At 53.0% G+C, this 25,821-nt stretch carries 20 protein-coding genes; 7 read left to right on the top strand and 13 right to left on the bottom strand.

Annotation, left to right across the window (positions count from 1 at the left end):
• Nucleotide 1: 1 nt before the first annotated feature.
• The 10 genes from RUDLU_RS0121145 to RUDLU_RS30630 form a co-directional block, all read right to left on the bottom strand.
• On the bottom strand, nucleotides 2-1,024 hold the full coding sequence (locus RUDLU_RS0121145) for a hypothetical protein (protein WP_019990430.1): 1,023 nt from the start codon (nucleotides 1,022-1,024) through the stop codon (nucleotides 2-4).
• A gap of 672 nt (nucleotides 1,025-1,696) precedes the next feature.
• Nucleotides 1,697-2,104: a DUF596 domain-containing protein gene (locus RUDLU_RS0121140; RefSeq protein ID WP_019990429.1), complete on the bottom strand. Its 408-nt coding sequence runs from the start codon at nucleotides 2,102-2,104 to the stop codon at nucleotides 1,697-1,699.
• A 3-nt stretch (nucleotides 2,105-2,107) separates the two neighbouring features.
• On the bottom strand, nucleotides 2,108-2,680 hold the full coding sequence (locus RUDLU_RS0121135; protein ID WP_019990428.1) for a hypothetical protein: 573 nt from the start codon (nucleotides 2,678-2,680) through the stop codon (nucleotides 2,108-2,110).
• Nucleotides 2,681-3,201: 521 nt separating this feature from the next.
• Nucleotides 3,202-5,478, bottom strand: coding sequence for a xanthine dehydrogenase molybdopterin binding subunit (locus RUDLU_RS27905; RefSeq protein ID WP_019990426.1), 2,277 nt, complete (start codon nucleotides 5,476-5,478; stop codon nucleotides 3,202-3,204).
• A 3-nt stretch (nucleotides 5,479-5,481) separates the two neighbouring features.
• Complete coding sequence (locus RUDLU_RS0121120; RefSeq protein WP_019990425.1) at nucleotides 5,482-6,909, bottom strand: FAD binding domain-containing protein; 1,428 nt, start codon at nucleotides 6,907-6,909, stop codon at nucleotides 5,482-5,484.
• Nucleotides 6,910-7,131: 222 nt separating this feature from the next.
• Nucleotides 7,132-9,846 carry a choice-of-anchor Q domain-containing protein gene (locus RUDLU_RS0121115; protein ID WP_169578064.1) on the bottom strand — a complete coding sequence of 905 codons (2,715 nt, stop codon included), beginning with the start codon at nucleotides 9,844-9,846 and terminating at the stop codon, nucleotides 7,132-7,134.
• Between the two features lie 508 nt (nucleotides 9,847-10,354).
• Nucleotides 10,355-12,142 (bottom strand): translation elongation factor 4, encoded by a 1,788-nt coding sequence (lepA, locus tag RUDLU_RS0121110; protein WP_019990423.1) that lies wholly within the window; start codon nucleotides 12,140-12,142, stop codon nucleotides 10,355-10,357.
• A gap of 27 nt (nucleotides 12,143-12,169) precedes the next feature.
• A complete protein-coding gene (locus RUDLU_RS29750; protein WP_019990422.1) occupies nucleotides 12,170-12,346 on the bottom strand; it encodes a hypothetical protein in 177 nt (58 codons plus the stop codon).
• 187 nt (nucleotides 12,347-12,533) lie between these two features.
• Entirely contained in the window at nucleotides 12,534-12,920 is a 387-nt protein-coding gene (locus RUDLU_RS0121100; protein WP_019990421.1) for a hypothetical protein, read from the bottom strand.
• Nucleotides 12,921-12,932: 12 nt separating this feature from the next.
• Nucleotides 12,933-13,172 carry a T9SS type A sorting domain-containing protein gene (locus RUDLU_RS30630; protein ID WP_169578063.1) on the bottom strand — a complete coding sequence of 80 codons (240 nt, stop codon included), beginning with the start codon at nucleotides 13,170-13,172 and terminating at the stop codon, nucleotides 12,933-12,935.
• Nucleotides 13,173-13,442: 270 nt separating this feature from the next.
• Between RUDLU_RS30630 and RUDLU_RS0121095 the strand changes: the two genes are divergently transcribed.
• Nucleotides 13,443-15,707, top strand: a complete 2,265-nt coding sequence (locus tag RUDLU_RS0121095; protein WP_019990420.1) for a S9 family peptidase — start codon at nucleotides 13,443-13,445, stop codon at nucleotides 15,705-15,707.
• A 227-nt stretch (nucleotides 15,708-15,934) separates the two neighbouring features.
• The gene (locus RUDLU_RS0121090; RefSeq protein WP_019990419.1) at nucleotides 15,935-16,684 is read left to right on the top strand and encodes a hypothetical protein; all 750 of its coding nucleotides are present in this window, start codon (nucleotides 15,935-15,937) and stop codon (nucleotides 16,682-16,684) included.
• Nucleotides 16,685-16,791: 107 nt separating this feature from the next.
• Here RUDLU_RS0121090 and RUDLU_RS0121085 read toward each other — a convergent pair whose 3' ends face one another.
• Together RUDLU_RS0121085 and RUDLU_RS0121080 are read right to left on the bottom strand one after the other, a co-directional pair.
• Nucleotides 16,792-18,504: a GMC oxidoreductase gene (locus RUDLU_RS0121085; protein ID WP_019990418.1), complete on the bottom strand. Its 1,713-nt coding sequence runs from the start codon at nucleotides 18,502-18,504 to the stop codon at nucleotides 16,792-16,794.
• Nucleotides 18,505-18,628: 124 nt separating this feature from the next.
• Nucleotides 18,629-19,159 (bottom strand): gluconate 2-dehydrogenase subunit 3 family protein, encoded by a 531-nt coding sequence (locus RUDLU_RS0121080; protein ID WP_019990417.1) that lies wholly within the window; start codon nucleotides 19,157-19,159, stop codon nucleotides 18,629-18,631.
• Nucleotides 19,160-19,483: 324 nt separating this feature from the next.
• Between RUDLU_RS0121080 and RUDLU_RS0121075 the strand changes: the two genes are divergently transcribed.
• Complete coding sequence (locus RUDLU_RS0121075; protein ID WP_019990416.1) at nucleotides 19,484-22,156, top strand: MGH1-like glycoside hydrolase domain-containing protein; 2,673 nt, start codon at nucleotides 19,484-19,486, stop codon at nucleotides 22,154-22,156.
• 113 nt (nucleotides 22,157-22,269) lie between these two features.
• On the opposite strand, the gene RUDLU_RS30065 is transcribed toward RUDLU_RS0121075, so the two are convergent.
• Entirely contained in the window at nucleotides 22,270-22,917 is a 648-nt protein-coding gene (locus RUDLU_RS30065; protein WP_019990415.1) for a collagen-like triple helix repeat-containing protein, read from the bottom strand.
• Between the two features lie 372 nt (nucleotides 22,918-23,289).
• Here RUDLU_RS30065 and RUDLU_RS0121065 point away from each other — a divergent pair, with 372 nt between their 5' ends.
• From RUDLU_RS0121065 to RUDLU_RS0121050, 4 genes are all read left to right on the top strand, one after another.
• Nucleotides 23,290-23,781: a hypothetical protein gene (locus RUDLU_RS0121065; RefSeq protein WP_019990414.1), complete on the top strand. Its 492-nt coding sequence runs from the start codon at nucleotides 23,290-23,292 to the stop codon at nucleotides 23,779-23,781.
• Between the two features lie 195 nt (nucleotides 23,782-23,976).
• Nucleotides 23,977-24,525, top strand: coding sequence for a hypothetical protein (locus RUDLU_RS29740; protein WP_157580319.1), 549 nt, complete (start codon nucleotides 23,977-23,979; stop codon nucleotides 24,523-24,525).
• Nucleotides 24,526-24,563: 38 nt separating this feature from the next.
• The gene (locus RUDLU_RS0121055) at nucleotides 24,564-25,196 is read left to right on the top strand and encodes a leucine-rich repeat domain-containing protein (protein ID WP_019990412.1); all 633 of its coding nucleotides are present in this window, start codon (nucleotides 24,564-24,566) and stop codon (nucleotides 25,194-25,196) included.
• A 33-nt stretch (nucleotides 25,197-25,229) separates the two neighbouring features.
• Nucleotides 25,230-25,751, top strand: a complete 522-nt coding sequence (locus RUDLU_RS0121050; RefSeq protein WP_019990411.1) for a phage tail protein — start codon at nucleotides 25,230-25,232, stop codon at nucleotides 25,749-25,751.
• Nucleotides 25,752-25,821 lie beyond the last annotated feature (70 nt).

Below are 25,821 nucleotides of genomic sequence, written 5' to 3'. Positions count from 1 at the left end.
ATCAGGGGCAATGGATAGGTTGCGTGTGCGCCCAGATGCCGCCGTTCTCGTCGGTGACGACGACAGCCACCCGATTGTCATCCGGGTCCAGGTCTGCTTTTTTGCCGCTGCCATCGCCAAAGACGTTCACCGAACCCACCACGTTCCCTTGCTCATCGAACAGGGGACAGCGGGCAAAGAACTCCCGGTTGTAAGCAAAGCGTACGGGCTGATCGCTCAACAGTGTGCCGCTACGGTCGAAGCGCAGAAACTGAAAGTGACGAAAAGGGATGTTTTTATCGGTCGCATCCTGCCGGAGGGCAAGGGCTTCATAGTGACCATTCGACAGTGAAAGCATATGGCCATCTTTGAGCCAGAAGGGTAAAGCATAGCCCCCTGTCTTGGCCTGTATATCAGCTGCCCCTGTCGCGGGCGACTCGGGCCGCATGACCAGCTTGCCAGTCGTAGGGTCGATAGATAGGCTCTGCTGGGGATAGGTGATATGGAGTGTTGATGCCGTACCAACTCCATTGCTCACCAGCCGGGGGGCAAGGGGTATGGCACCGGGCAGAGAGGCTTGGGGAAAGCGGTTGGTGATCTGGCTAAAGTCGCCCCCATAGGGTAATCGCAGTGGGCCATCATTGCTGTTGGTGCCGAACACGGCCCAATCATGCCCAGCACCGGGCTGAGGAGCCCCACCAAACACCTCACCTGGCGAAGCTCCGCCCTCGGCGGGGGCTACCGGTTGGCCGGAAGGATCCATCACGAGCGTCTGCATATAGAGGGCGTTGGAGGGGAAGAGGGCCCCTTTAGGCTTTGGTGTTTCGGCAAGGGGTAAGGTCCGGCCCGCGATGGGCATCAGGGTAGTGAAGGCTACCCCACCGAAGGCCGGGCCTACATGCAGGACCTCCACAGGGAAAGGTGGTAGCTTAAACGCGTTAAACGAAAAGTCGTTGGTTTGGACAGGTTTGATGGCTTGCCCTGTGGTCAGGACGGGGCCAAGCAGAACGCATAACAGAATGATGTTCTTATAGTAATGGTGCATTATTTTGGTGGTTATTGTGAGATGCTACGGTGGTTTTAGCGCGTATTCTTACACTTTAACGTGTAGTTCCAAGGGCTCAAAGTTGCCTTCAATTAACCATTGAGGCATGTAGTCAGATTCGTTGGTTTAGAGTGACTTTTCTCGGCAAAAGCATACGCACGACCTTCTGCGGTTGGTAGAAATATAAAAGTCAGATAGGCCACTAAGGTGCTGTTGTCTATTTCTGTGAAAGATAATTCGTATTCGCCAACCGAAACATCGGACCGTGGCGTAGCCGAGAGGGTTGGGCTGCTGCCGAGGGCGGTAGTCGTGGCCCCGGCACTCGTGCTAACCGAGCGAGTCCAATGGTAACTATAGCCCATCAGCGCGGTTCCGTCTAAGCTCTCTACGCTCAGCGTTAGGCTTTGGGGTACGGTGCGAGGTAGTTTGGTGGCTTCCTTACCCTGGGCATCTTTAGCGGAGCGCCGGACCGTCCACAATACGGATTTCGCATTCGTTTAGCGTCGTAGCTTCCGGTATGCCCACGGTCAGACTCCCGGTTCTCGTAACGGTACAGCCACCCGGTAGGGTTACCCGAATTTTCACCTCCTTGCATACAGTCATAACATATTACTTCTGCCGGAAACCCCAGAGGAGAGAATAGATGTGTTTGAAAGTAGAGGTAAACCATGATTAGGGCCAGTAGTAAAAACGTCCATCACCAACAGGAGTAGTTAGAACACCCCCGTTATCATCATCAATGTACCAGACAATGGAGCCAGGGCACTCGTCCAGAAACCACCAGTAGGCGCTGTGTTCATTCCAGGTTGCCTCATCCGCGGGGAATGCCTTCCGAAATAGGTTAGCCTGCTCAGTAGGGGTGCCTATCAAAAAAACACCGTTTTTGGCCAGTACAGCCAGATTGTCTTCCAGGATATGCTGTAAGACATAACAAAATAGGTAGACCCTCTGACGGTAATCCGCAGAGATCGATTGTGGAAAATCGTAGAAATCCCATCGCTCTGTTTTGAACCAAAGGTGTTCTAAGTCTTGGTAGAGGAAACTGGTAATGATCTTATCTAAACTTGCCTTGCTAATCATGACCTATTGAAATTTAAGTTCTATTTTTTTGTCGTTGACGACTGACATTAATAGGTTCTCGTTGACTACATCTATTGTCCATCGGGCCTCAGTTAATGCCTGATTGGTTGGATTGCCAAAATTCCGGAGTCTGATTTGAAACTTTTGATTACTTGGTTCGGGAGACCAAGTCCAAATATTACCTTGAGGAATTTCTTTAAGTGTTGCATTGCTCAGTTTACTACCCGCCAGCGTTTCTGCTAACCGAATAATCTCATTATCAGTAGCTCCAGCGAAAATTTTGACAGTTCGGCTGTCACGCGGATTTGCTACATTCCGAAGAATCTTTCCCCGTACGATTAACGAGTTCAGATAATCCGTCTTGTCAAAAAGCCTCACAACATCGTCCAACGAACTGGTAATATCGCCCCGAATGCCTGAGAGCACATGCCAGGTGTTGTCTTTGAGTTTGACCAGCAACAACCGGCCCATGACCTGCTCGCCAAACGGATTGATAAAGGGCTGGTTGGTCAATTGCACCGAGTGGGCAATGCTACTCTCGGTGATGTTCTTTTCGAGCCACTTGATGTTGCTCAACACTCCACCGGGACCAATTTTGGCCAGCCGGAGGTTGGTAGCTAGGCTAGACGAACAGGGTTTCGCCCACCGTCAGGGCCGTTACCCCCGCTATCGTTACCCCATTTTGGATCGTAATGACGTTGGAAACCAGCGATAAGCTTCGCATATCGTCGATCTAGCACCAGGACATATATGATTTAACGTAAGTTACTAAAACCGCTGATGTTTGTGCCTTCGACAGGCTCAGGCTGACTGGCAGCTCTCTAACCGATTGTCAGCCTGAGCCTGTCGAAGGCACAAACATCAGCAACTATTTATGGAACAGATAGTTACACCATCCACTATCCATAACTCGCGTTATTTTGATTGATACAGTTATTTGACTCGATCCTTTTACGTATAGGGCAATCTTTGCTTATTCAATACTTATTCCCGTTTTCGTAGAGGCTCTGATAGGATCTTATGAGCTGAAACGTTGCGTTTGCGGTGTGACTAATAAAGCGCCCCGGCACGGCCGTTCACCGTACCGGGGCGGCATGTCATGACGCAACTTCGGGCGTGGGGACAAGCGCGTCGGCGTACAGGCTCAACAAGACTTTTTCGGGGGTCATGGGGGCGTCGAAAGGTAAGCCAGATGAGGGGTTAAACGCGCGCACGGCGTTACGCAGGGCGAAATAAGCACCAATGCCGTACATCAGCGGGGGCTCACCAACGGCTTTGGACCGGAAAATGGCGTAGTCGCTGCCCGCCGTTTCGAGAAATTGAATATCGAGTACGGGCGGCACCGAATAAATATCCGGGATTTTGTACGTCGAGAGGGCGTTGGACAGCAGACGACCGTCGGCGTTGTAGCGGAGGTCTTCCATGGTCATCCAGCCAATGCCCTGCACAATGGCCCCCTCGGCCTGCCCCCGGTCGACAATGGTATTCATGCTCTGCCCAAAATCATGGGTTACCCGCACGTAATCGACCGTGTAGGTGCCCCGCAGGCAGTCGACCGTAGTTCCGACCAAAGCCGTGCCGTACACATGGTACGCAAACGGATGGCCTTTCTCTACGGTAGGGTCATAATGAATGCCCGGCGTGGCATAGTGAGCGTGCTCCGACAGGCAGACCCGCTGCTGATAAGCCTCCAGAATGAGGTCGTTCCAGCCCAGATCGCTCGGCTTGTCGCCTACCCAAACGACTTCGTTGCGAATAGAAACCTCCTCGGCTTGAAGCCGGGCGCGGGCTACCCCCAACAAACGTTCGGTCAGGGCCTGACAGGCCAGTTGAAGAGCTTTGCCGTTGAGGTCGGAGGTGGCACTTGCAGCCGTGGGCGAAGTATTGGCAATGCGGGTGGTGTTGGTCGGTTCAATTTTGATGCGTTCGGGCCGCACCGACAGGCAGCGGGCGGCCACCTGCACCATTTTGGTATTGACCCCCTGCCCCATTTCGACCGCGCCCGTACTGACGCCCACGCTCCCGTCGGCATACAGATGCACGAGGGCCCGCGCCTGATTCATCCATTTTTTGGTGAATGAAATGCCGAAACAGATTGGCATGACGGCCAACCCTTTCTTTTTGAGCCTGTTTTGGCGGTTAAACGCGTCGACTTCGCGCTGTAACTCCGGCAGGTCGTAGCGGGTGGCGGCATCGGTCCAGCAGGCTTCGGCTTCGCACCCTTCGGCCACCTGCCCGTAGTGAAATGCATCGCCTTCGCGCAGCAGGTTAGCCCGCTGAATAGCTATGGCCGACACGCCCAGTTCCTCGGCCGCTTTGGCAATAGCCGCTTCAATCACAAACATACCCTGCGGCCCGCCAAACCCCCGAAACGCCGTGTTAGAGGGCAAATTAGTACGGCACGAATAGGCCGTAACACGGAGATTGGGAATGAAATAAGTGTTGTTGGCGTGAAACAGACTCCGCTCCAGCACCGCCGGCGACAGATCGGCCGAGGCTCCGGCATCCTGATACAACGAGGCCGTGTACGCCCGAATTTTGAGGTCTTTGGTCAGCCCAATTTTAAAATCGGAGGTGTACGGATGTCGTTTGCCGGTCATGCGGAGGTCTTCCATCCGGTGCAGCACATACTTCACCGGACGGCGGAGGCAGTGCGTAGCCAGAGCCACCAGAGCCGCCCATAGGTTGGCCCCGTCTTCTTTGCCCCCAAAACCGCCCCCCAGCCGGGTCACGTCGATCTCGATTTTATGCATGCCCACGCCGAGAACCCGCGCTACCGCCCGTTGCACAGCGGTTGGCCCCTGCGTCGACGAAAAGAGCCGGATGTTGCCATTTTCGAGCGGAACAGCGTAAGCTCCCTGGGTTTCGAGATACAGGTGTTCCTGCCCACCCGAGTCGGCCCGGCCTTCGAAAATATAGTCGCAATCGGCAAAAGCGGCTTCGGCATCGCCGGTCTGAAACGTGCGTGGGGGCACAATCAACTGCCCCAGGGCACAAGCCTCGCGGGGATCAGTCACAACGGGCAAGGGGTCAATCTCGGCACGGATCAGAGCTGCAGCCCGGCGGGCAATCTCGTCGGTTTCGGCCACGACAAGGGCCACGGGCATTCCCCAGAAATCGACGGTTTGGTCGGCCAGCAACACCTCGTCGGGGATGATACCCCCAATCTGATTTTCGCCGGGGATGTCGCGGGCGGTCAGAATCCGCACCACGCCGGGCAGGTTGAGCGCATCAGCCAGATCGAGCGAGCGAATGCGCCCATGCGCTACTTGCGACCCAAACACACAGGCGTATAACGTACCGTTGACAACGGGCAAATCGTCGAGATACAACGACTCGCCCCGGACGTGGGTAAACGAATCAATATTTTTCATGGCTCAGGATGGGTTGTGTGGCGCTTCCAGAAAAGAGGCAAAGTGGGCTTGCATCAACTGCCGCACCAACAGCCGTTTGTACGCAACCGAACCGCGCACATCGCCAATCGGGCTGATTTCGGTTTGGGCAATGGCGTTGGCTTCCTCCAACGTATGCGGGCTAAGCGGTTTCCCGGCCAGAAAGGCCGACGTGCGGGCCAGATACAACGGCACAGGCGCCACGCCCCCTACCGACAGCTCGGCCCGGCGAATGCAGTCTCCGTCGGTTTCGATCAGGGCGGCCGAGTTGACACAGGCAATGTCGAGATACGTGCGTTTGCACACTTTCTCGAATCGGAACTGCGCACCGGGGCGGGGCAAGGTAAAAAAGAGCGATTCGAGTACGTCGTGCGGGTGCTTATTGAGCGTTTTGTAGCCCCGATACAGGTCGCGCAGGGGCACAATACGCCGGACATTGTCGCGGAAAAAGATTAGTTGCGCGTCCAGAGCCAGAAACCAGATGGTCAGGTCGCCGATGGGCGATGCATTGATGAGGTTCCCGGCCAGCGTACCCATGTTTCGGATGGGCGTCGACGACACCAGCTTGAGGTGGGCAGGTAAGTCGGGAAAATGGTCGAGCAATACCGGCGACTCACCCAGCTGGGCAGCCGTGCAGGCCCCACTCATCGACACGATATCGTCTTCGCGCCAGATGGGCGGCTGCTCACCGGCTCTGAACACGTGCCGAACAGCCGTATGCCGCATGGTTTCGGGGCGTTGCACGTAGAGGTCGGTACCGCCACCCACCAACACCACGTCGGTAGAAGCCTCGGTATGGATACCCGTTGGGTGCAGACCATTTTGAACCGATGTTTCCAACTGCGCCATCCGTTGCGGGATTTGCCTAAAATAGTCGGGCAGGAATCCCTGTTGTACCAGCCACGGGAGGGCGTCAGTCGGGGCGGGCCGCTCGCGCAGGGCGGCACCTATACGGTCTACGGCCCGTTCGATAGACTTGTAGCCGGTGCAACGGCAGATGTTACCATCGATACTGGCAATGCCGTTTTGGGTCGAGGGGGCTTTGTGACTCAGGCAATACCCCGCCAACGAGACCACAAACCCGACCGTGCAGAAACCGCACTGAGTACCGCCCTCATCGACCATGGCCTGCTGTACCCCGTTGAGGGTATCGGGCCGGTTGAGTCCTTCAATAGTCACAATATGCCGCCCCTGAGCATTGCCGAGGGGCATCAGGCAGGAGGTCATGGAACGATAGTGCATCAGGCCATCGGCCCACTCGCCCACGAGTACGGTGCAGGCTCCGCAGTCGCCTTCACGGCATCCGGTTTTGGTACCGGTCAGGTGTTGATTGCTCCGAATAAAATCAAGCATCACGGTGCTCGTTGGCGCATCCGTTTGAATAAGTCGGTCGTTGAGAAGGAATCGAATCAAGAGAACTACGTTCGTTTTAGGCTATTTTGTAAATATATAACGATTCGATTGCCTTTTGCTAAGTTTATGTTATTATTCTATTCTCTAACAGGAGTAGAGTAAACGCACAAATACCAGACAGTTCGTCCTCGTTTGAAGATGACACTAATTTGAATTGATGCGCAATGAAAGGCGCACTATAGCCCGTTATCTCCGGGCGGCAATAGTGTTCGCCCAGCCCTGTCAGTGCGCGGGTGCCCCCTCTTTCAGTTCAAGTACACCACTGACACCAAAAATTATTGCCCCGCTAAGGCTGTAACGGACAGATAAAATAGATACCTTGTAGGCAGCTGGAATTGTAACTATATGGCCTATCTGAACCTTTTGATTTCCAGTAGGAATACATCCGCACGACCAAGTCAACGATTCGTTCCATGGGCCGTTTCGAACACTATAAACCGTTTGGTTGGCGGCAGTCTGATACTCGTAGGCGCCCATGTCGATCCGGTCTCCATCAATTCGATTTTGGTTAGCCAGATCTGTTTCAGGAACATTGGTCAGGCTATACAGACCTGTTCGTACAATGACAACAGATGGGTTACCCGAATTAATTGCCAGCGAAGACGGGGCAAGCCGAAGATCAGTTGTGCTTACAAACGGGGTGGTATTCGTAGTTAAGTTACCCGGCCCACTGGAATAACCACTCATGGTGCTGCTAAAGAGGCTGTATTGTGCCGTTATACTTGAGCCAAAACTATTTTTGAAATCGCTCCCATTGGTAACTAGACGATTAAAAGCCAAGCAATTCCCCATCAATGTGTTACTTACCCCTTGGTAGCCAGTACTAACCACGATACCGCCCAGGTTATCAGCAAACGAGCAGTTTACGAGCAACGGGCTACTTATTCCGTACTCGCCATAATTGTATATAGCCCCGCCGGATAGGCATGTATTACTGGCAAAAGCGCAATTGGTGATTACGGGGCTACTCACCCCTTTGTAGCCATAATTAAAAATAGCTCCACCGTACGAGGTGGCTGAATTATTAAGAAAGAGGCAGTTGATGATTGTGGGACTACTGACCCCATTAACGCCACCTCCGTTATAAATTGCTCCCCCTAAGCTGGCCGAATTACCAATAAAAACACAGCTCCGAATGGTCGGGTTGCAGTCCCCCCCCTGACCACTATTGTACATTCCACCACCCTGACTACGTGTACCATTCAACAAATTGTCATCAGCGTTGCCGCCCGTAACAACAAAGCCATCCAGTACGGCCGTAGTAGTCAGGCCAACCGGGTTGCTAATAACATGATAACTGTTATCTGTAGTGATACCTGGCAAACCAATATCCCCGCTCAACGTGGTATTTAAGGGTCGGGATAAGTCCATGGGCGGGCGTTCACGCAAGGCCGTTTCGTTCCCTCTAAAGCCTCCGTAAATGGTTACGTTATTTCTGAGGAAAAAACTGATGTCCCGCGAGCTAGTGGTTGTCGGTTTATAAATTCCTTCGGCAACCCATATCTCAAGGGTATCAGCAACACACGGATAGTAAAGAGCAGACTGCAAATCCGTAAAAGCATTGGCCCAGTCGAGCCCTGAGTTTGTTCCAGTTGCAGAAGCATTAACATACAGCCGCGCCTGACGAGCCGCTGATAAACTACTCGCTTCATACGCTCCCATATCCACCTGCTCCAGATTAATTCTGGGGTTGCCTGATAGGTCAGTTGTTACACCGATCAGGCCGGTCGCTGAAGTAAGGCCAGTATTGATTGCTGGTGAACAGGGTGATAAATTTGTACTAGTGCTATTGAGGAACGGCGACACAACCATTGTGAGACTATTTACCGATGTGTAGCCCGTTACGGTGTTGTCGACCAGACTATATTGCAATTGAACTGTAGCCTGATAAAGATTCGTAAACGTCTCAGCAGCCCCATTTTTAAATGCTACACAGTTCACGAGAAGCGGATTAACAACGCTCAGATACCCGTCATTATACAATATACCCGTGTTTGCCTGAAACGAACAATTGGTAAATTGCGGGCTGCCCGTTCCCTGAGAAACATAATTGTTATACACGCCACCATACGCAGCGGTGTTTCGCATAAAGGAGCAGTTCGTCAATCGGGGTATGCCTGTACTCTTGTATCCGGTCCATCCCATTATGGCCCCTCCGCTGGAAGCTTTGTTATCTTCAAAAATACAGTTAACCATTGTTGGGTTGGCAACCCCGTAGAAATCGGCCATACTGTAGATTGCCCCACCTTCAACGGCCGAGTTAAACCGAAACGTACAGCGCGTCAGCGTCGAATTACTTATTGCATTCCGATTGTTACTAAACACACCGATGGCCCCTCCAGACTGGGTCGCAGTGTTACGCTGAAACACGCAATCGATTAGCGTAGGGCTGGCGCTCCCACCAGTACCGTTGAGTGTGGCTGCTCCTGCATTGTTGTAAATCCCACCACCGTAAAAAGCCCGGTTGTCGGTGAATAAGCAATGACGCACGGTAGGATTACACGGCCCCGGGCTGATTCCGTTATTATACATTCCTCCTCCATACCTGAACATAGTATTGGCGGGGCCATTTGCATTTCCGGCCGTAATAACAAACCCATCTAGAACAGCTGAGGAGGTCAGGCCAACAGGATTGTCAATAACATGATAGCTGTTATCGGCCATACTACCGGGTACCCCAATATCACCGCTAAGGGTCGTACTACTAAAGTGCCCCAATGCTAAATTTACTGGAGAGCGTTGAGCCAGATCATGCTCATTTCCAACAAATCCACCATAAATAACCACACCATTTTTCATCGAAAAACTCAGTGTACGACTGGCTGGGCCGCTCAGTGCGGTTGGTTTATAAATTCCCTGCGCTACCCAGACCTGGTCTCCCGGCGCGCTGGCATCAATGGCACCCTGTAAGTTAGTCGTACTTGATGCCCACGACAAGGCAGCAGCGGAGTTGTCGTTTGTACCGGTTGTCGAAACGAATCTCGTAACCTGGGCAGCCGAACTTGTTATACCTACCACCCATATTAGGGACATCAAGGTTGGTAAACCAAGCTTTGTAAAATGCATATTCTTCTGAAAATGAAATCAATCTTCGCAAACAGTTCAACTTACATATACTCCATGTTGGCGTTTAGATTTCATAAACCAGAAACATGAGTATTCAAGCATGGACTCGACCGAAAGCTCCGTCAGAGACTCAATTTCGGCAGATAAGACGTACCCTCTCCAAACACCAGAGCCCTGCCGGAGCGTAACCAAGACAGCTTTTCAGGCGTCAGGCCCCGTCAGGGCTCTTTTAGTGGTCTGTTTCCCTAGATTTACAAACAATGGTAGACCCCCAAACGGTGAATAACCAAAAAAGATGACATCTCTCCAAACGAGATGTCATCTTTGGCAGCTTCAGGCTGAAGAAACACGAAGTGTAATTTGGTAATAGGCCTGCCCTCTAGTTGATCTTCAACACGGCCATAAACGCTTCCTGCGGAATTTCGACGTTGCCGACCTGCCGCATCCGTTTCTTGCCTTTTTTCTGCTTGTCGAGCAGCTTGCGCTTCCGCGAAATATCACCCCCGTAACACTTGGCCAATACATCTTTGCGAAGGGCACTGAGGGTTTCGCGCGCAATAATTTTCTGACCAATAGCCGCCTGAATCGCAATCTCAAACTGCTGACGCGGAATCAGTTCGCGGAGTTTCTCGCACAGTTTCTTACCCCATTCGTACGATTTCGAGCGGTGCACAATGGCCGACAGAGCATCCACTTTGTCGCCGTTGAGCATCACATCGAGCTTCACCATGTCCGACTCGCGGTTGTCCATAAACTCGTAATCGAGCGAGGCATACCCACGCGAAATGGTCTTGAGCTTGTCGAAAAAGTCGAATACAACTTCGGCAAGGGGCATTTCGAACTGGAGTTCTACCCGGTCGGCGGTGAGGTAAACCTGATTTTTCAGGATGCTCCGCTTATCCATGCAGAGGCCCATAATGCCACCCACGTACTCAGCTTTCGTAATGATCTGAGCCCGAATAAATGGTTCTTCGATAAAGTCGATCAGGTTTGGCTCAGGCATGTCGGCCGGGGCCGAAACCTGTATCTCCTGGCCTTTGGTCGTCAGTACCTCAAACCGCACCGACGGAACGGTGGTAATCACGGTCATGTTGAACTCGCGCTCGAGCCGCTCCTGCACAATCTCCATGTGGAGCATACCGAGGAAACCACACCGGAAACCAAAGCCCAAAGCCGCCGAGGTTTCAGGCTCCCAAACCAGGGCCGCGTCGTTGAGCTGAAGTTTCTCCATCGCATCACGGAGGTCTTCAAACTCGCTCGTTTCCACAGGGTAAATACCCGCAAAAACCATCGGTTTCACCTCCGAAAACCCTTTGATGGCTTCTTTGGCGGGGTTTTCGAGCGTTGTGACGGTATCGCCAACTTTTACTTCTTTGGCCACTTTAATGCCGGAGATCAGGTAGCCTACATCGCCACACTCGATCACATCTTTGGGCTCCTGCGTCAGGCGAAGCGTGCCAATCTCATCGGCAATGTATTCCTTGCCGGTGTTCATGAACTTCACCTTATCACCCTTGCGAATGCGACCGTTTTTGACCCGGAAAATAACCTCAATACCGCGGTAGGAATTAAAGTGCGAGTCGAAAATCAAGGCTTGCAATGCGCCATCGGGCTCGCCTTTTGGGGGCGGAATCCGCTCGACAATGGCAGCCAGAATTTCGGGGACGCCGATACCCTCTTTACCCGATGCCGGAATAATCTCGTCGCGCTCGCAACCGAGCAGGTCTACCATCTCGTCTTTGATCTCCTCGGGCATAGCGCCGGGCAGGTCAATTTTGTTCAGTACCGGAATGATGACCAGATCGTTGTTGAGGGCCAAATACAGGTTCGAGATCGTCTGAGCCTCAGTACCCTGCGAGGCATCCACGAGAAGCAGGGCTCCTTCGCAGGCGGCAATCGACCGCGACACCTCATAACTAAAATCGACGTGACCGGGCGTGTCGATCAGGTTGAGCGTATATTTCTCGCCTTTGTGGACGTAGTCCATCTGGATGGCGTGGCTCTTGATCGTAATACCGCGCTCCCGTTCCAGATCCATGTCGTCGAGCAACTGGGCCTGCATGTCGCGGGCACCAACGGTCTTGGTAAATTCCAGCAGGCGATCAGCGAGTGTGCTTTTGCCGTGGTCAATGTGGGCGATAATGCAAAAATTACGGATGTGCTTCACGTTGGGAAGTCTGCTTTTTACGCAAAATTACGTAAAAAGCAGGTATTTTAGGCTTTTCAGTTGAGCCTCAGCATTGAAGTGACGGCGAGCCTCATTCATCACTACAACGTTAATTTCGGTTGGCTTTGGCTCAGGAGCTATTTCTTCCCGCTTACAGCCAATCATCAGTAGCAACAGGCCCAGTATAAAAACCAGTATTTTCATGGCGGTAGCGGCTTAACGGCTCAAAATCACTTTGCCCGACAACGTGCGTTTGGAGCTTGCTACCCGCACCACATACAGACCTGTCGGCTGTTCCCGCAAGGAAACCCGTTCCTTAGAAATCCTGTTGATTGGCATAATTTATGAAAAATTGAACAGGCCAGCGTTAAACACTGGCCTGTTCATGCGTTTACCGCTTTCGCATGACAACCTTGATGTTGTTGACTTGTCCTACATTCACAATCCCATCAACGGTGCCTTCGTATTTGACTAGGTCATAGTTTGGAAAACCGCTAGGACTAAGGTACACACGCCACAGGGAAGGTATAACTTGCTCGTATTCGAGATTACCTTGTGTATCAGTAGCAAGTTTTGCAAAAACTGTATCTTGGCGAGTCCCTCCAAAATAGCTCCCTTTATTACCAATTATCCAAATTTCAATGTTCGGAATTACATTGCCTTGTTGATCTTTAGTGGCTGCTTGAATGATCGTTGGTTGAGTTGCAGGTGTCGGCTCATCGTGCTTACAGCCAGTCATCAGGGCTACCAGCCCCGCGACAAAAACCAGTGTTTTCATGGCGATAACTGGTTAACGGCTCAGGACTATTTTACCTGCCAATGTGCGTTTAGCACTTTTTATTCGGACCAGATACAAGCCTACTGGCTGGGTCCGAAGCGAGATGCGCTCCTCATGCACTACGCCCAGACCAACTATAGAAGCTGTATGAATTACCCGGCCCGTTATGTCTGCTATCGTCAACGTAGCCGCTTCATCCTGCTCAAGCCCAAACGAAAGCGTTACTTCATCATGTGTAGGGTTTGGAAACACCAGCAGATTAGTAGCAGGTTCTTCAACGGTGGCAATGCGCCCGCCAAGAGCAGGAGTAAAAGAAAGGGGGGGGGGAAATAGCTTTCATGTGGATTGAAAATATAGTATGGTGACATTTAAAGTAAACATACAATTTACATAAAAAAATACAACATATTGACGATATTTTTTTCTTTGCGAGTTATGCCTTCCAAAACGCAACCACATCGGTTTCGAATAGTTACCTTATGACTATTACCCCATAATTTTGCTTTTTTATTACCTAACTACATGTCTCATCACAAACCCTTTGGCTGGCTGTTGTGGCTGGCCCTCGCGTCGCCCCTTGTGGGCACCGGGCAATCGGCACAGGCGCCGGCAGCCGGTGTGGCCGCTTCTGCCAAACAACGCTTTGCCAGCTTGCAGCAGGCACTCTCGGCAGGCGGTCAGCTCAACGGTTCGCAAGGGCCCCGCAGTGTCAACTGGATCGACAACGGACGGGCCTTCTCGTACCTCGACGGGCAGAGCACCATCAAAACCTTTACGCCCCAAACGGGTCAGGAAACCGTGGTCTTCGATGCCAGTGGCCTTACGTTCCCCGGCACAACCCAAACCTTTGTTTATCAGTCGTTTCAGTGGTCAAAAGACTCGAAGAACATCCTGTTTCAGACCAATTTCCGGCCGGTATATCGGCGGTCGGGTATTTCGGATTATTACAGCTATTCGGTGGCCGATAAGTCACTGAAGCTGGTGGCCAAAGATGCCCAAACCGCCGAGCTGGCACCTGACGGCAGCAAGATCGGCTACGAGCGGGGCGGCAACCTGTTTGTGTTCGACTTTGCGGGCGGCAAAGAGACCCAACTAACCAACGATGCCAAGCCTGCTTTCTACAACGGCCGCTTTGGCTGGGCGTATGAAGAGGAATTTGGACTCGCGCAAGCCTGGGAATGGTCGCCCGACAGCAAGTTTATTGCGTTCTGGCAGTCCGACGAGCGGCAGGTGCCTATCTACAAAATGACCGATTACAAGGGTTTCGACGAGAAATACGACTCGCTGCCTTACCCCCGCGTGGGCGACACCAACCCCAGCGTTCGGATTGGCGTAATCGAAATTAGTAACGGCAAAAAGCAGTGGATGAACGTTGACTTGCAGGATGGCTACATTCCGCGTATTTACTGGACCAACATAGAAGGTCAGGTGGCTCTGATTCACCTCAACCGCAAGCAAAACCACCTGCGTTTATTCATGGCCAACGGCCGGACGGGCGAGGCTCGGCCCATCATGGAAGAGAAGGCCAAAAGCTGGATTGATGTGTTCGACTTTTTTGCGGGCATCAATCACCTGATGTACTTCCCGGCGGGCGTGAACGAGTTTTACTGGGTCTCGGATCGCGACGGATACGCTCACCTGTACCGGTACGATTACACGGGTAAGCTGCTCAATGCCGTGACTTCGGGAGCGTGGGAGGTGACCTACGTGCACCACATCGACGCCAAAAACCGCAAAGTGTACTACACCTCTACAGAAGTGTCGCCCTTAGAGCGTCAGTTGTACATGATTGATATCGACGGTAAAAACAAGCGTCGGCTCACCAACACGCCGGGTCGGCACACGGTCAATGTGGCCCCCGCTACGGCCGACAGCAAGGGCAACGGCGTGTACTTTATTGACCGGTATTCCAACACCACCACGCCTACGCAAGTCGAACTGTGGGATACGAAAGGCAAAAAAATCAAAACGCTGGAAGCCAATAGCCGCGTGACCGATTTTGTGGCTAAGAACGCCATTGCCACCAAAGAGCTGGCCAATTTCACTACGTCTGACGGGCAGCGCATCGACATTTCGATTCTCAAACCGGCCGATTTCGACCCCAACTCGAAAAAGTATCCGGTGCTGGTCGATATTTACGGTGGTCCCGGTGCGCAGTCGGTGTATAACGATTTCAGCACGAGCGCCTGGCATCAGTACCTGACCCAGCAGGGGTATGTGGTGGTGAGTGTCAACAACCGGGGCAGCGGGGGCTACGGCCGCGATTTTGAGAAAATTGTGTACGAGCAGTTGGGCAAATACGAAAGCCTCGATTTTGCCGAAACCGCTAAGTATCTGGCCAAGCAGCCGTGGGTAGATGCCAACCGGATGGCTATTCGGGGACACAGCTACGGTGGCTACATGAGCAGCTACACCATGCTCACCCACCCCGGCGTGTTTAAGGTGGCTTTGGTAGGTGCGCCCGTCACCGACTGGCGTTTGTACGACAGCATCTACACCGAACGCTACATGGGTCTGCTACCCGAAAACGAAGCTAAATACAAGGCATCAGCCGTGACAACGTACGCCAAAAATCTGGCGGGAAAAATGTTTGTGGCCCACTCGACCATGGACGAAAATGTGCACGTTCGGAATACGTTTCAGCTCATGAACGCCCTCGAAGACGAAGGTAAGGATGCCGACCTGCGTATTTATCCGCCGGGTGCTCACGGCGTAGCCTACAACGGGGCGTCGTACGTGCTGCTGCACCAGCAATACACTGATTATCTGGCGCAACACCTGAAATAGTCGGGTGGCATCCGTTGTCTGCTGCCAGTCTCTAAAGACCCCTGAATAAAAAAACCTGCAAGCCGGTTGGCTTGCAGGTTTTTTATGTGAACCGTTCACATTAAGGCATAATAATTGATACACAAGTGGTTGATAGCCCGTTAGCCCCTTTTTTGACTTAAAATTCCGATGGGTGCGCACGGATTATATCGCCAATCCGTTACTAAATCGTTTTCTGTCTCGGCCCCATGCGTCTTTGTCTGCTACTTGTCGTCCTGCTTTTCTCGCTCACGGCTTCGGCCATGAGTAATCAGGAGAGCCTGCCCGACAGTCTGACGCAGGCGCCTACCGACAGCAACCGCACCCGGCCACGCCCGGCGATCACCTGGGCATTCAACCTCGATTTCCGGAATTCGTTTATCATGCGGCACCCGGTCAATGTGTGGGGTGTCAACTCAGGCATTACGTTTGGCCGCAAGCGCCACCACCTGACTTTGGGGTATTACTGGCTCACCTACGCCAATCAGTTGCGACTCATCAACTGGCGTCGTGATGCCGTGCAGCGGGTCAATTTGGGGTATTATACCCGCACCGATGTGTGGTTTATGAGCCTGCTATACTGGCCCAACCTGATTCATAACAAACGCTGGATTCTGAGCACACCAGTCGAAGTGGGTGCGGGGAAAGCCTTGGCGTTGCCCACCACGCTCGGCACCGATCAGGAAGCCCCGCGTACCCAGAGTGGTTTTTTTGTGCCCGTTCAGGTGGGCCTGTACAGTCAATGGAAAGCTACCCGTTGGGTAGGTCTGAGTACACAGGTTGGCTATCGGTACGCCTTTCACTCGGCCCAAAGCGTACCGTTCAACGGAGCCTATTACAGTTTTGGCGCTACAGTTTTCCCTGCTTTCTGGACTGACCTTTGGCGGGCTATTCGGCACAAAGAGCGGATTTCTCCTTTCCGCGACCCCATTTCGCGCCGGGGCAAACTGCACGACTGATTTCTGTTTTAAACAAACAACCCCAGCCCGATGATGCGATCGCCCGGTTGGGGTTGTTTGTTTAACATGCAACAAGGAAGATACTACCTACTGAGGCAGCCACCCGGTTACAGACTCTTCTGCTTCATCATTTTCACGGCATAGTCGGCCGCGCGGGCGGTCAGAGCCATGTAGGTGAGCGAGGGGTTCTGAGTCGACGTAGAGGTCATGCAGGCGCCATCGGTCACGAATACGTTCGGGCAGCTATGTACCTGATTCCACTTGTTCAGAATCGACGTTTTGGGATCGTTACCCATGCGAGCCCCACCCATTTCGTGAATATCCAGTCCCGGATTCCGGTGATCGTCGCGCACACGAATGTTGGTAAAACCAGCCACCGTAAACATCTCCGTCATCTGCTCCTGGTAGTCTTTCACCATTTTATCGTCGTTGGCGTCGTAGTCAATGGCGATTTTCAACTGTGGAATTCCGAACGGGTCTTTCAACGACGAATCGAGGGCCACGTAGTTGGTTTCTTTCGGGATGGTTTCGCCCATCATGTGCGAACCCACGTACCAGCCACCCAGTTTGGGGTTGAGCAGCCCCTGCTTGAGGTCGGCTCCTAAACCACTCTGATCGGCCCGTGAGATACGGCCCGCGCTGAAACCAGCCGCGTAGCCCCGCAAAAAGTCGGTTTCCTGCTTGAGTAAGTTACGGAACCGGGGAATGTAGGGGCTGTTGGGTCGGCGCCCTTCGGTGGTCGAATCGAGGTTTCCGTCGAACTCGGCCGAGATACCCGCCCGGTAGTTGTGGAACGCCACGTATTTACCCAGCACTCCGCTATCGTTGCCCAGCCCGTTGGGGAACCGGTTCGAGGTCGAGTTGAGCAGCACCAGATTGGAGTTCAGCGCAGCCGCATTAAGGAAAATAATTTTGGCGTAAAACTCCTGCATCTGCTTCGTTTGGGCATCAATCACCCGCACGCCCACAGCCCGCTTTTTGGCTTCATCGTAAATGATTGAATGCACCACCGAATGCGGCCGCAGCGTCATTTTGCCGGTGCGCATGGCCCACGGAATCGTGCTGGAGTTGCTGCTGAAGTAACCGCCATAGGGGCAGCCGCGCTCACAGATGGTGCGGTGCTGGCACTGCGCCCGGCCCTGCTGCAAATGAATGGGCTGAGGTTGTGTGATATGAGCCGCCCGGCCCATAATCACGTGCCGGTCTTTGTACTTTCCTGCTATTTTCTGCTGAAAATGCTTTTCCACACAGTTCCACTCGTGCGGGGGCAAAAACTCCCCATCGGGCAGGCTGGCCAGGCCGTCTTTGTTGCCCGAAATACCGGCAAACTTCTCAACGTAGCTATACCAGGGGGCAATGTCTTTGTACCGAATGGGCCAATCAACCGCGAATCCATCGCGGGCGGGGCCTTCAAAATCAAAGTCACTCCAACGCTGGGTCTGGCGCGCCCACATGAGCGACTTACCGCCCACCTGATAGCCCCGAATCCAGTCGAATGGTTTTTCCTGCACGTAAGGGTGCTCGGCATCTTTCACAAAGAAATGCTGCGTACCCTCGTAGAAGGCGTAACATTTACTGATGATTGGGTTGGCGTCGCGCACCTCTTTGGGCAACTGGCCCCGGTGCTCAAACTCCCAGGGTTGCATCATGGTAGTGGGGTAATCGGTCACGTGCCGCACATCGCGCCCCCGCTCAAGCACTAGCGTCCGCAAGCCTTTGCCGGTAAGTTCTTTGGCAGCCCATCCGCCACTAATCCCCGATCCTACCACAATGGCATCGTAGGTATTTTGCGCAGCTGCATCAATATTGAAGTATGACATGATAGCCTTTATGGGGATTTTTCGTACTGGTAGTCAGCATTTTGAACAAACCAGCAAGCCCCGTTTGTATTGTCTGAACTGTGTTAGGGTCGGGTCTGGGCAGCGTAGCCCAAACCGGTGTTTTTTAGCCAGCTACGGGTACGCAGCCTTTGTAACGGCCGGGCACCATTTCGTAGTGGGTCAGGTTGGTCATGACGTACTCGGAATTCATGTAGCCCCGAATGGTCAGGTTTTTCACCAGCGACAAGAACTCTTTCTGCCCCGGCACAGTCGACTGCTGCATTTGTTTGAGCACATTGAGCCGCCCAGCCTGGTCGGTTTCCAGGAATGATTTATTCCCTGTTGCTTTCGCTACCTCATCCAAAGCTGCAAAGCCTTTGCGGAACGTCTCCTGCGCCGTTTTGTCGTAGCAGTCAGCCACCATTTTTTCGACAAACTGGTCTACATTCAGAGCTTTAGCCCCCGGAATTTCGCCTTTCGACGGGTCGGTGGCGGGGGTAGCCGGAATAATGGTTTCGACCAGTTCGGCCAGCAGGTTTGTTTCCGCAGCCGAAAGGATTCCCCCGACCGAGCCCGTAGCCCGGAGCGATTCGGGTGTCCAGCGGGTAGCCCAGCTGGGCAGAACGGCAAGACCACCCACCGCAGTGGCCACCATTTTTAACGCGTTACGTCTTTTCAAAGTCCAAATTTTAATGGAAATCCAATTCTGACAAGGCTTACCCTGCTCATCTTTGATAACGAAAAGAAAACGTAAAAATGAGCGTTGGGCCTAAAGACAAAGATAAATAATCTGGAAAGCTAATGCCCACGCCGTTAGACAAATCGGCCAATAAATTGCATAAAAAGCTGTTAACCAAGCCCATTTAAGCAAAAAACTGCGCTTCTGACCTGGTTCCGGGCGCGTTGTTGGGTAAGGGTCGTATCTTTGATGCTTCGACCACCGAGAAGAGCACGAGCGTAACCCGTTGAATTTCTTTCTATGAGCGCTGACGCTGAAAAACTACGCATATATGACAGGCCCGACAATAAGGGCTGGAAAAAATGGGGCCCCTACCTCTCCGACCGGGCCTGGGGAACCGTCCGCGAAGATTATAGCCCGTATGGCGATGCCTGGAACAATGTCACGCACGACATGGCCCGCTCCCGCGCCTACCGCTGGGGCGAAGAAGGAATCGGCGGCATTGCAGACAACAAAGGCCACGTTTGCTTTGCCTTGGCCCTCTGGAATCACCGCGACAATATTCTGAAAGAGCGTTTCTTCGGACTGGCCGGCCCTGAGGGCAACCACGGCGAAGACGTGAAAGAGCTGTACTATTACCTCGACAGCACGCCCACGCACTCCTACATGAAGATGCTTTATAAGTATCCGCAGCGGGAGTTTCCGTACAATCAGCTCGTGATCGAAACCATGCGCCGGTCGCGCCATGATCCCGAGTTTGAACTGATCGACACGGGCATTTTCGACCAGAATGAGTACTTCGACGTGTTTATCGAGTACGCCAAGGCCGATCAAAACGACTGGCTCGTTAAAATTACGGCCCATAACCGGAGCACCGAACCGGCCCCGCTCACGCTGTTGCCCACCATCTGGTTCCGCAATACCTGGTCGTGGGGGTACGAGCAGTACAACACCCGGCCCATGCTCAACGGTATTGCCAACAGTCAGATCGAGGTAAACCACAAACAATTGGGCAAGTTTAAGCTCTATTGCGAAGGGGCCGACGACCTGCTGTTCTGCGAAAACGAAACTAATACCGAACGACTCTACGGCCGCCCTAACTCGACGGCTTTCCCGAAAGACGGGATCAATAATTACATTGTCGGGGGTAAAACTGATGCCATCAACCCCAACAAAATTGGCACGAAAGCCTCGGCTCAGTACACCCGCACGGTGGCCCCCGGCGAGTCGATGACGGTGCGGCTGCGGTTTAGCGACAACACCCACCTGAGCCAGCCTTTTGCCGATTTCGACCAATTATTCGAAACCCGTCAGGACGAAGCCGACGCCTTTTACGCCCATCTCCAGCAGAACGTCGATACCCCTGAGCTGCTGAATATTCAGCGGCAGGCCTACGCGGGAATGCTCTGGAACAAGCAGTTCTACTACTACAATGTCGATGAATGGCTCAAGGGTGACCCCAAAATGCCCGTGCCGTTTCAGGGGCGTGTGTATGCCCGCAACGAAACCTGGCGGCATATGTACACGGCCAATATTCTGAGCATGCCCGATAAGTGGGAATACCCGTGGTTTGCGGCCTGGGATCTGGCGTTTCATACGCTGACCCTCGCCCGGCTCGACCCCCACTTTGCCAAGCGCCAACTGGCCGTTATCCTGCGCGAGTACTACATGCACCCCAACGGGCAGATTCCGGCTTACGAGTGGAATTTCTCGGACGTGAACCCGCCCGTACACGCCTGGGCCACCTGGAAAGTGTACGAGATAGACCGGCAGATGAATGGCGTGGGCGACGTGAACTTCCTTGAGCGAGTGTTTCATAAATTGCTGCTCAACTTTACCTGGTGGGTAAACCGGAAAGACGTAGCCGGCAACAACATTTTTGGTGGGGGCTTCCTCGGCCTCGACAACATTGGGGTCTTCGACCGGTCGCAACCGTTGCCAATGGGCGGGCGCATCGAGCAGGCCGATGGCACCGGCTGGATGGCCATGTACACGCTCAACATGCTCCGCATCTCGTGCGAAATAGCCCTCACCCGGCCATCCTATCAGGACATGGCGAGCAAGTTCTTCGAGCATTTCCTGCACATCGCAGCCGCCATGAACAACCTCGGCAAGGAGCATATCAGCCTGTGGGACGAGGTCGATCAGTTTTATTACGACGTACTGCACACCCCCGACAACAACGCCCGGCTGCTCAAAATCCGGTCGATGGTGGGGCTCATCCCCCTGTTTGCCGTGGAGGTGCTCGACGAAGAGCTGCTCAACAAACTCCCCGACTTTAAGCGCCGGGTGGAGTGGGTACTCAAAAACCGACCCGACCTGGCCTCGCTTGTATCGCGGTGGCATGAGCCGGGCAAGGGCGAAACCCACCTGCTCTCACTGCTACGGGGACACCGTATGAAAATGCTGCTCAAACGAATGTTCGACGAGGCTGAGTTTTTGTCGGATTACGGTATCCGGGCCCTATCAAAATACCATGAGCAGCACCCGTATCAGTTTGTGCTCAACGGCGAGATGTTTCAGGTAAAATACGTACCGGCCGAGTCGGAAGCGAGCATTTTTGGGGGTAACTCCAACTGGCGCGGGCCCGTCTGGTTCCCGGTTAACTTCCTACTGATCGATTCACTACTGAAGTTTTACCAGTACTACGGCGACGATTTTGAGATCGAATACCCTACCCATTCGGGGCAGGTGATGAGCATAAAAGAAGCCGCTGTTCAGGTAGCTGAGCGACTGATTAACATTTTCCGGCGCGACGAAAAAACAGGGCTCATTCCGGCGTTCGGCAACGAAGAGAAGTTTCAGAAAGACCCCCATTTCCGGGATCTGTACCTGTTTTTCGAGTACTTCCACGGCGATGTGGGGGCAGGACTTGGTGCGTCTCACCAAACCGGCTGGACGGGTCTCGTGGCCGATTTGATTGAGTACCGGTATCTCTACCAAACCGAAACGGCCAACCTGGCCGTGAAGTAATATCTGTTAAACATGAGGGGTGCTTTCCGCGTAGCTGCTCATCCGAGCTTCTTCGCAGAAAGCACCCTTTTTTGGCATATAGCTAACTCTCTTTTCTAAAGCAAACCGCAGCCTTACAACTTCAAATACCGTTCTACGGCCGCACAATCGGTCAGGTCGAGCCGACCGTTGCTAATCTGGTTGATGAGCACATGCGTGGGTGCAATCAGAATAATCTTGACGTCGGCTTTGTACGTCGACAGAATTGTCGACTTTTCGTTGACCGTGGTCAGTTTAGCGGTTACGCGCACCCGATCGGGCAGATTTCGGACTGAGGTTTCTACCACACTCGGCGGCTCCGTGGGTATGGGACCGAGGTACAGCGACTGAACACTGTTGAGCGTCCAGGCATTGAGGCCGTCGCGCAGGTACACGAGCACCACGCCTTTGTCGGCCACCTCGGCATATTTCTCAGGCACAAACTGCCGGAAACCACTGGAGGTGTACATCTTCGTAATGGAGTTATACTCGGGCGTTCCCAACGGCCTGAACGACTCATTGGGGTAGATGTAACTCCAGGCATTAGCCGTACCCGGTTCTCCGGGTTGCCCCGGAGCCCCCGGCTGACCGGGCGCCCCGGGATCCCCTTTGGGGCCTTGTGCACCGGCATCCCCTTTGGGCCCCTGCGCCCCGGTGTCACCCTTGGGGCCCGGAACCGGATCGGTCTGACAACCAGCCAAAGCCAACAGGCTGGCCAGCAGCAAAATGGTTACGTTTCTCATGTCTTCGACGTTTACAGAAGTGAATGTTTGCAGTGTATGGATAGAGGTGGGCCAAAGCCGACCGTATTGTGCTGCAAAGTTGAGATTAGGCCAACGGCTGTAGAAGCCCGAAAGGTATGGTTTGTTAGTTTGGCCGACTGAATTGTCAATGCCGCTTACTGACTGGGGCTGCTGAAAATAGCCACCGGCAAACAGTATCTGCTTGACAAAGACTGGGGAAATAGTGTAAGTTGCTCCCCGTTCGGCAACGTGCCTGCCCGTTATTCGATCGTTTGTCCCCTATCCACTCCGCTTCTGTACACGTGTCTTTTTGCCAATCTGGGCCTGTAACCCCGATTTGCTACATCGTCAACCTTCTGTACGATACCCGTAATGCCTGTTCAGTATATTGAACCGATTTGCCATTTCCTGAATCAGATTGGTATTCAAACCAGATACGAAACCTTGCACGGCCCTACTTTTTTACCGGGGCTCCTTATACAGAATGGTACCATCCTGATTGACCGGGATAAACTTTTGTACCCCGGAGATATCTTGCACGAAGCAGGGCACATTGCCGTGTGCCTCCCCGAAGACCGCCCTAATTTAGGTGGTAATATTACCGACAATCATCCCGACAAAGCGGGCGACGAAATGGCTGTGTTGCTCTGGACGTATGCAGCCTCTCTGCACCTGAACCTGCCGCCCGACATTGTTTTTCATAAGGACGGATACAATGGCAACAGCCAATGGCTGATCGACCATTTCACAACAGGGCAATACATTGGGTTACCGTTGTTAGTCTGGATGGGGCTGGCCCATAACCCCGACACTAATGAGCCGGGCGTTGGTTTTCCCACTATGATACACTGGCTGAGGCCTTAAAATCACGCGTGGCGCCGAGAAACAAGTCACCTAAATATTGAAAAATCTTTAGCCGTACATACAATCAAGTTGTACATAAATTATATAATCATCAACTTTACCACGACGACAACTGATTGACACCCGTGGTAGTTAAGCTGCCACTCGACAAACAGTTTATCGTCCTTCCCTTCTCACCTCAAGTCGCTCACTTATATGCAAAGACGTCTATTTCTTCGTCAACTCTCGGCTGGGTTTGCTATCCCGTTACTTCCTATTTCCTCTGTACTGGGATCGTCGGCCGCCAGCCGCGCTCAATCGGCACTAACATCTGAATCAGCCCGAAAAGCCGCTGCCCACATTCGCACGGGTCAGCTCGGAACAGTACAAAGTATTCAGATTACCCACACGTACAATCCGGCTTACACGGCCCCTCAGGCCCTGCAACAAATTGCCGCGCAGCAACTCGAAATTACGAGCCAACTCCTCGGGCGTAGTCAGCCAATAGCAAACCCCGTAGCTTTTTTCGATCCTACACCATCGAGCCCATTTGGTACCTACTCGGGTAAGCTGACCGTATCGGACATGCAATTGACGTGGCAGGCCCTCGCCCGCCTGAACGCCGTCGATGATCAGGTGACCAGTAGCCTGTTGATTGTCGGCAGCCAGGCCCAACTTAGCCTTGACCTCAGGACGCACGCGTTTACGATCGCTCGATATGGTCAGTCTCCAGCCAACCAACAGGCTGGGTCAACTGCAGCCTGAGCCTGTTTCTATCTGCTTTCCTTTTTTTTAATGTCATTATGCTTATTGATCCCGAAGTAGCCTCTAAGTCGGTGCCTACCGTGGCCGATACGCACGCCAAACGCCTGACGTGGTGGCTTGGCCTGACGCCCGTATGGCGGTCGGCTTTCCAAACGGCTATCCTGCAACATTCCGCTCACCCCACGGCCGAAGAATTAGAATACCTCTGGCAAATTCCAGCCATCCGGTTTACGGGCCCGCGAGCCCCCTACCCCAATTTGCCGTTTGAATTAACCGATTGCTCGGGCCTACAGGGCATGAGTAACCTGGAAATTGTGGTGCTCACCCACCATCAATTAGGGTCTGTTACCGAACTGGCTACCTTACCCAAACTGCGGAGCCTGTTTGTTAACAACAACTCCATCAGGAGCCTGACTGGGATCGAATCGCTCAAAAAACTGGAGCAACTGTATGCGCAGTTTAACCAGATTGATTCATTGGTTCCTGTCCGGGAGCTGACCGGACTGCGGGAGATTTACATCAACTTCAACCCCATCAAAACCCTCGACGGTATCACGGCGAAGCACGCCCGTAACCTGAAGGGATTCTTTTGTTTACCGAACGACGACCTGCCCGACCGTGAAGTGATGCGGGTAGAACAACGCCTTGGCATTCGGTGCCGGGCAGCTTAAATCGATTATTACGAACCCAAACCGTTTTGTTTCATGGAACCGTACCTTGCTCAGGTAATTATGTTCGCTGGCAACTTTGCCCCACGATACTGGGCGTTCTGCCAGGGACAGATTCTGTCAATTGCTCAAAATACAGCCCTCTTCTCGCTCTTGGGTACCACGTTTGGAGGTAATGGCCAAACAACCTTCGGACTCCCCGACCTGCGCGGTCGCGCACCGATCGGGCCCGGACAGGGACCTGGCTTACCCCCAGTTGTTTTAGGCCAAATGGCTGGTGAGCCTACCCATACACTGATTACAACAGAAATGCCAGCGCACAATCATCCGCTTTTTGCATCGTCTCAAACAGGCAATATTGCCGCACCAGCCAATGCGTTTTTAGCCGCAACAGGCACCCTCGATCCTGAGTACAGAAGCACATTAGATTCGCCGGTAACTATGGGGGCAAATACGGTGGTAGGCAGTGGTGGTTCGCAGCCCCACAACAACATGCAACCCTATCTGGGTATGAACTTCATCATTTGCACATCAGGAATCTATCCATCAAGAAATTAAGCTTCAGACTGAATGTGGCTCTATTCATTCCTGCATCATAAAGCAGGCACTGCGACAATAAACAAACTGG

Origin of the sequence: Rudanella lutea DSM 19387 (assembly GCF_000383955.1) — a bacterium.
In the GTDB taxonomy this organism is placed as follows: domain Bacteria; phylum Bacteroidota; class Bacteroidia; order Cytophagales; family Spirosomataceae; genus Rudanella; species Rudanella lutea.
The sequence above is the reverse complement of the archived record's forward strand: the minus strand, read 5'-3'. Positions and strand labels throughout refer to the sequence as shown.

Coding starts and splice junctions, on each gene's coding strand:
- RUDLU_RS0121100 (WP_019990421.1), bottom strand. CDS start 12,920: ATGAAAACACTGGTTTTTGTCGCGGGGCTGGTAGCCCTGATGACTGGC.
- RUDLU_RS0121055 (WP_019990412.1), top strand. CDS start 24,564: ATGCTTATTGATCCCGAAGTAGCCTCTAAGTCGGTGCCTACCGTGGCC.
- RUDLU_RS0121080 (WP_019990417.1), bottom strand. CDS start 19,159: ATGGTGGCCACTGCGGTGGGTGGTCTTGCCGTTCTGCCCAGCTGGGCT.
- RUDLU_RS0121065 (WP_019990414.1), top strand. CDS start 23,290: ATGCCTGTTCAGTATATTGAACCGATTTGCCATTTCCTGAATCAGATT.
- RUDLU_RS0121050 (WP_019990411.1), top strand. CDS start 25,230: ATGGAACCGTACCTTGCTCAGGTAATTATGTTCGCTGGCAACTTTGCC.
- RUDLU_RS29740 (WP_157580319.1), top strand. CDS start 23,977: ATGCAAAGACGTCTATTTCTTCGTCAACTCTCGGCTGGGTTTGCTATC.
- RUDLU_RS0121140 (WP_019990429.1), bottom strand. CDS start 2,104: ATGATTAGCAAGGCAAGTTTAGATAAGATCATTACCAGTTTCCTCTAC.
- RUDLU_RS29750 (WP_019990422.1), bottom strand. CDS start 12,346: ATGAAAATACTGGTTTTTATACTGGGCCTGTTGCTACTGATGATTGGC.
- RUDLU_RS0121075 (WP_019990416.1), top strand. CDS start 19,484: ATGAGCGCTGACGCTGAAAAACTACGCATATATGACAGGCCCGACAAT.
- RUDLU_RS30065 (WP_019990415.1), bottom strand. CDS start 22,917: ATGAGAAACGTAACCATTTTGCTGCTGGCCAGCCTGTTGGCTTTGGCT.
- RUDLU_RS0121145 (WP_019990430.1), bottom strand. CDS start 1,024: ATGCACCATTACTATAAGAACATCATTCTGTTATGCGTTCTGCTTGGC.
- RUDLU_RS27905 (WP_019990426.1), bottom strand. CDS start 5,478: ATGAAAAATATTGATTCGTTTACCCACGTCCGGGGCGAGTCGTTGTAT.
- RUDLU_RS0121090 (WP_019990419.1), top strand. CDS start 15,935: ATGCGTCTTTGTCTGCTACTTGTCGTCCTGCTTTTCTCGCTCACGGCT.
- RUDLU_RS0121085 (WP_019990418.1), bottom strand. CDS start 18,504: ATGTCATACTTCAATATTGATGCAGCTGCGCAAAATACCTACGATGCC.
- RUDLU_RS0121095 (WP_019990420.1), top strand. CDS start 13,443: ATGTCTCATCACAAACCCTTTGGCTGGCTGTTGTGGCTGGCCCTCGCG.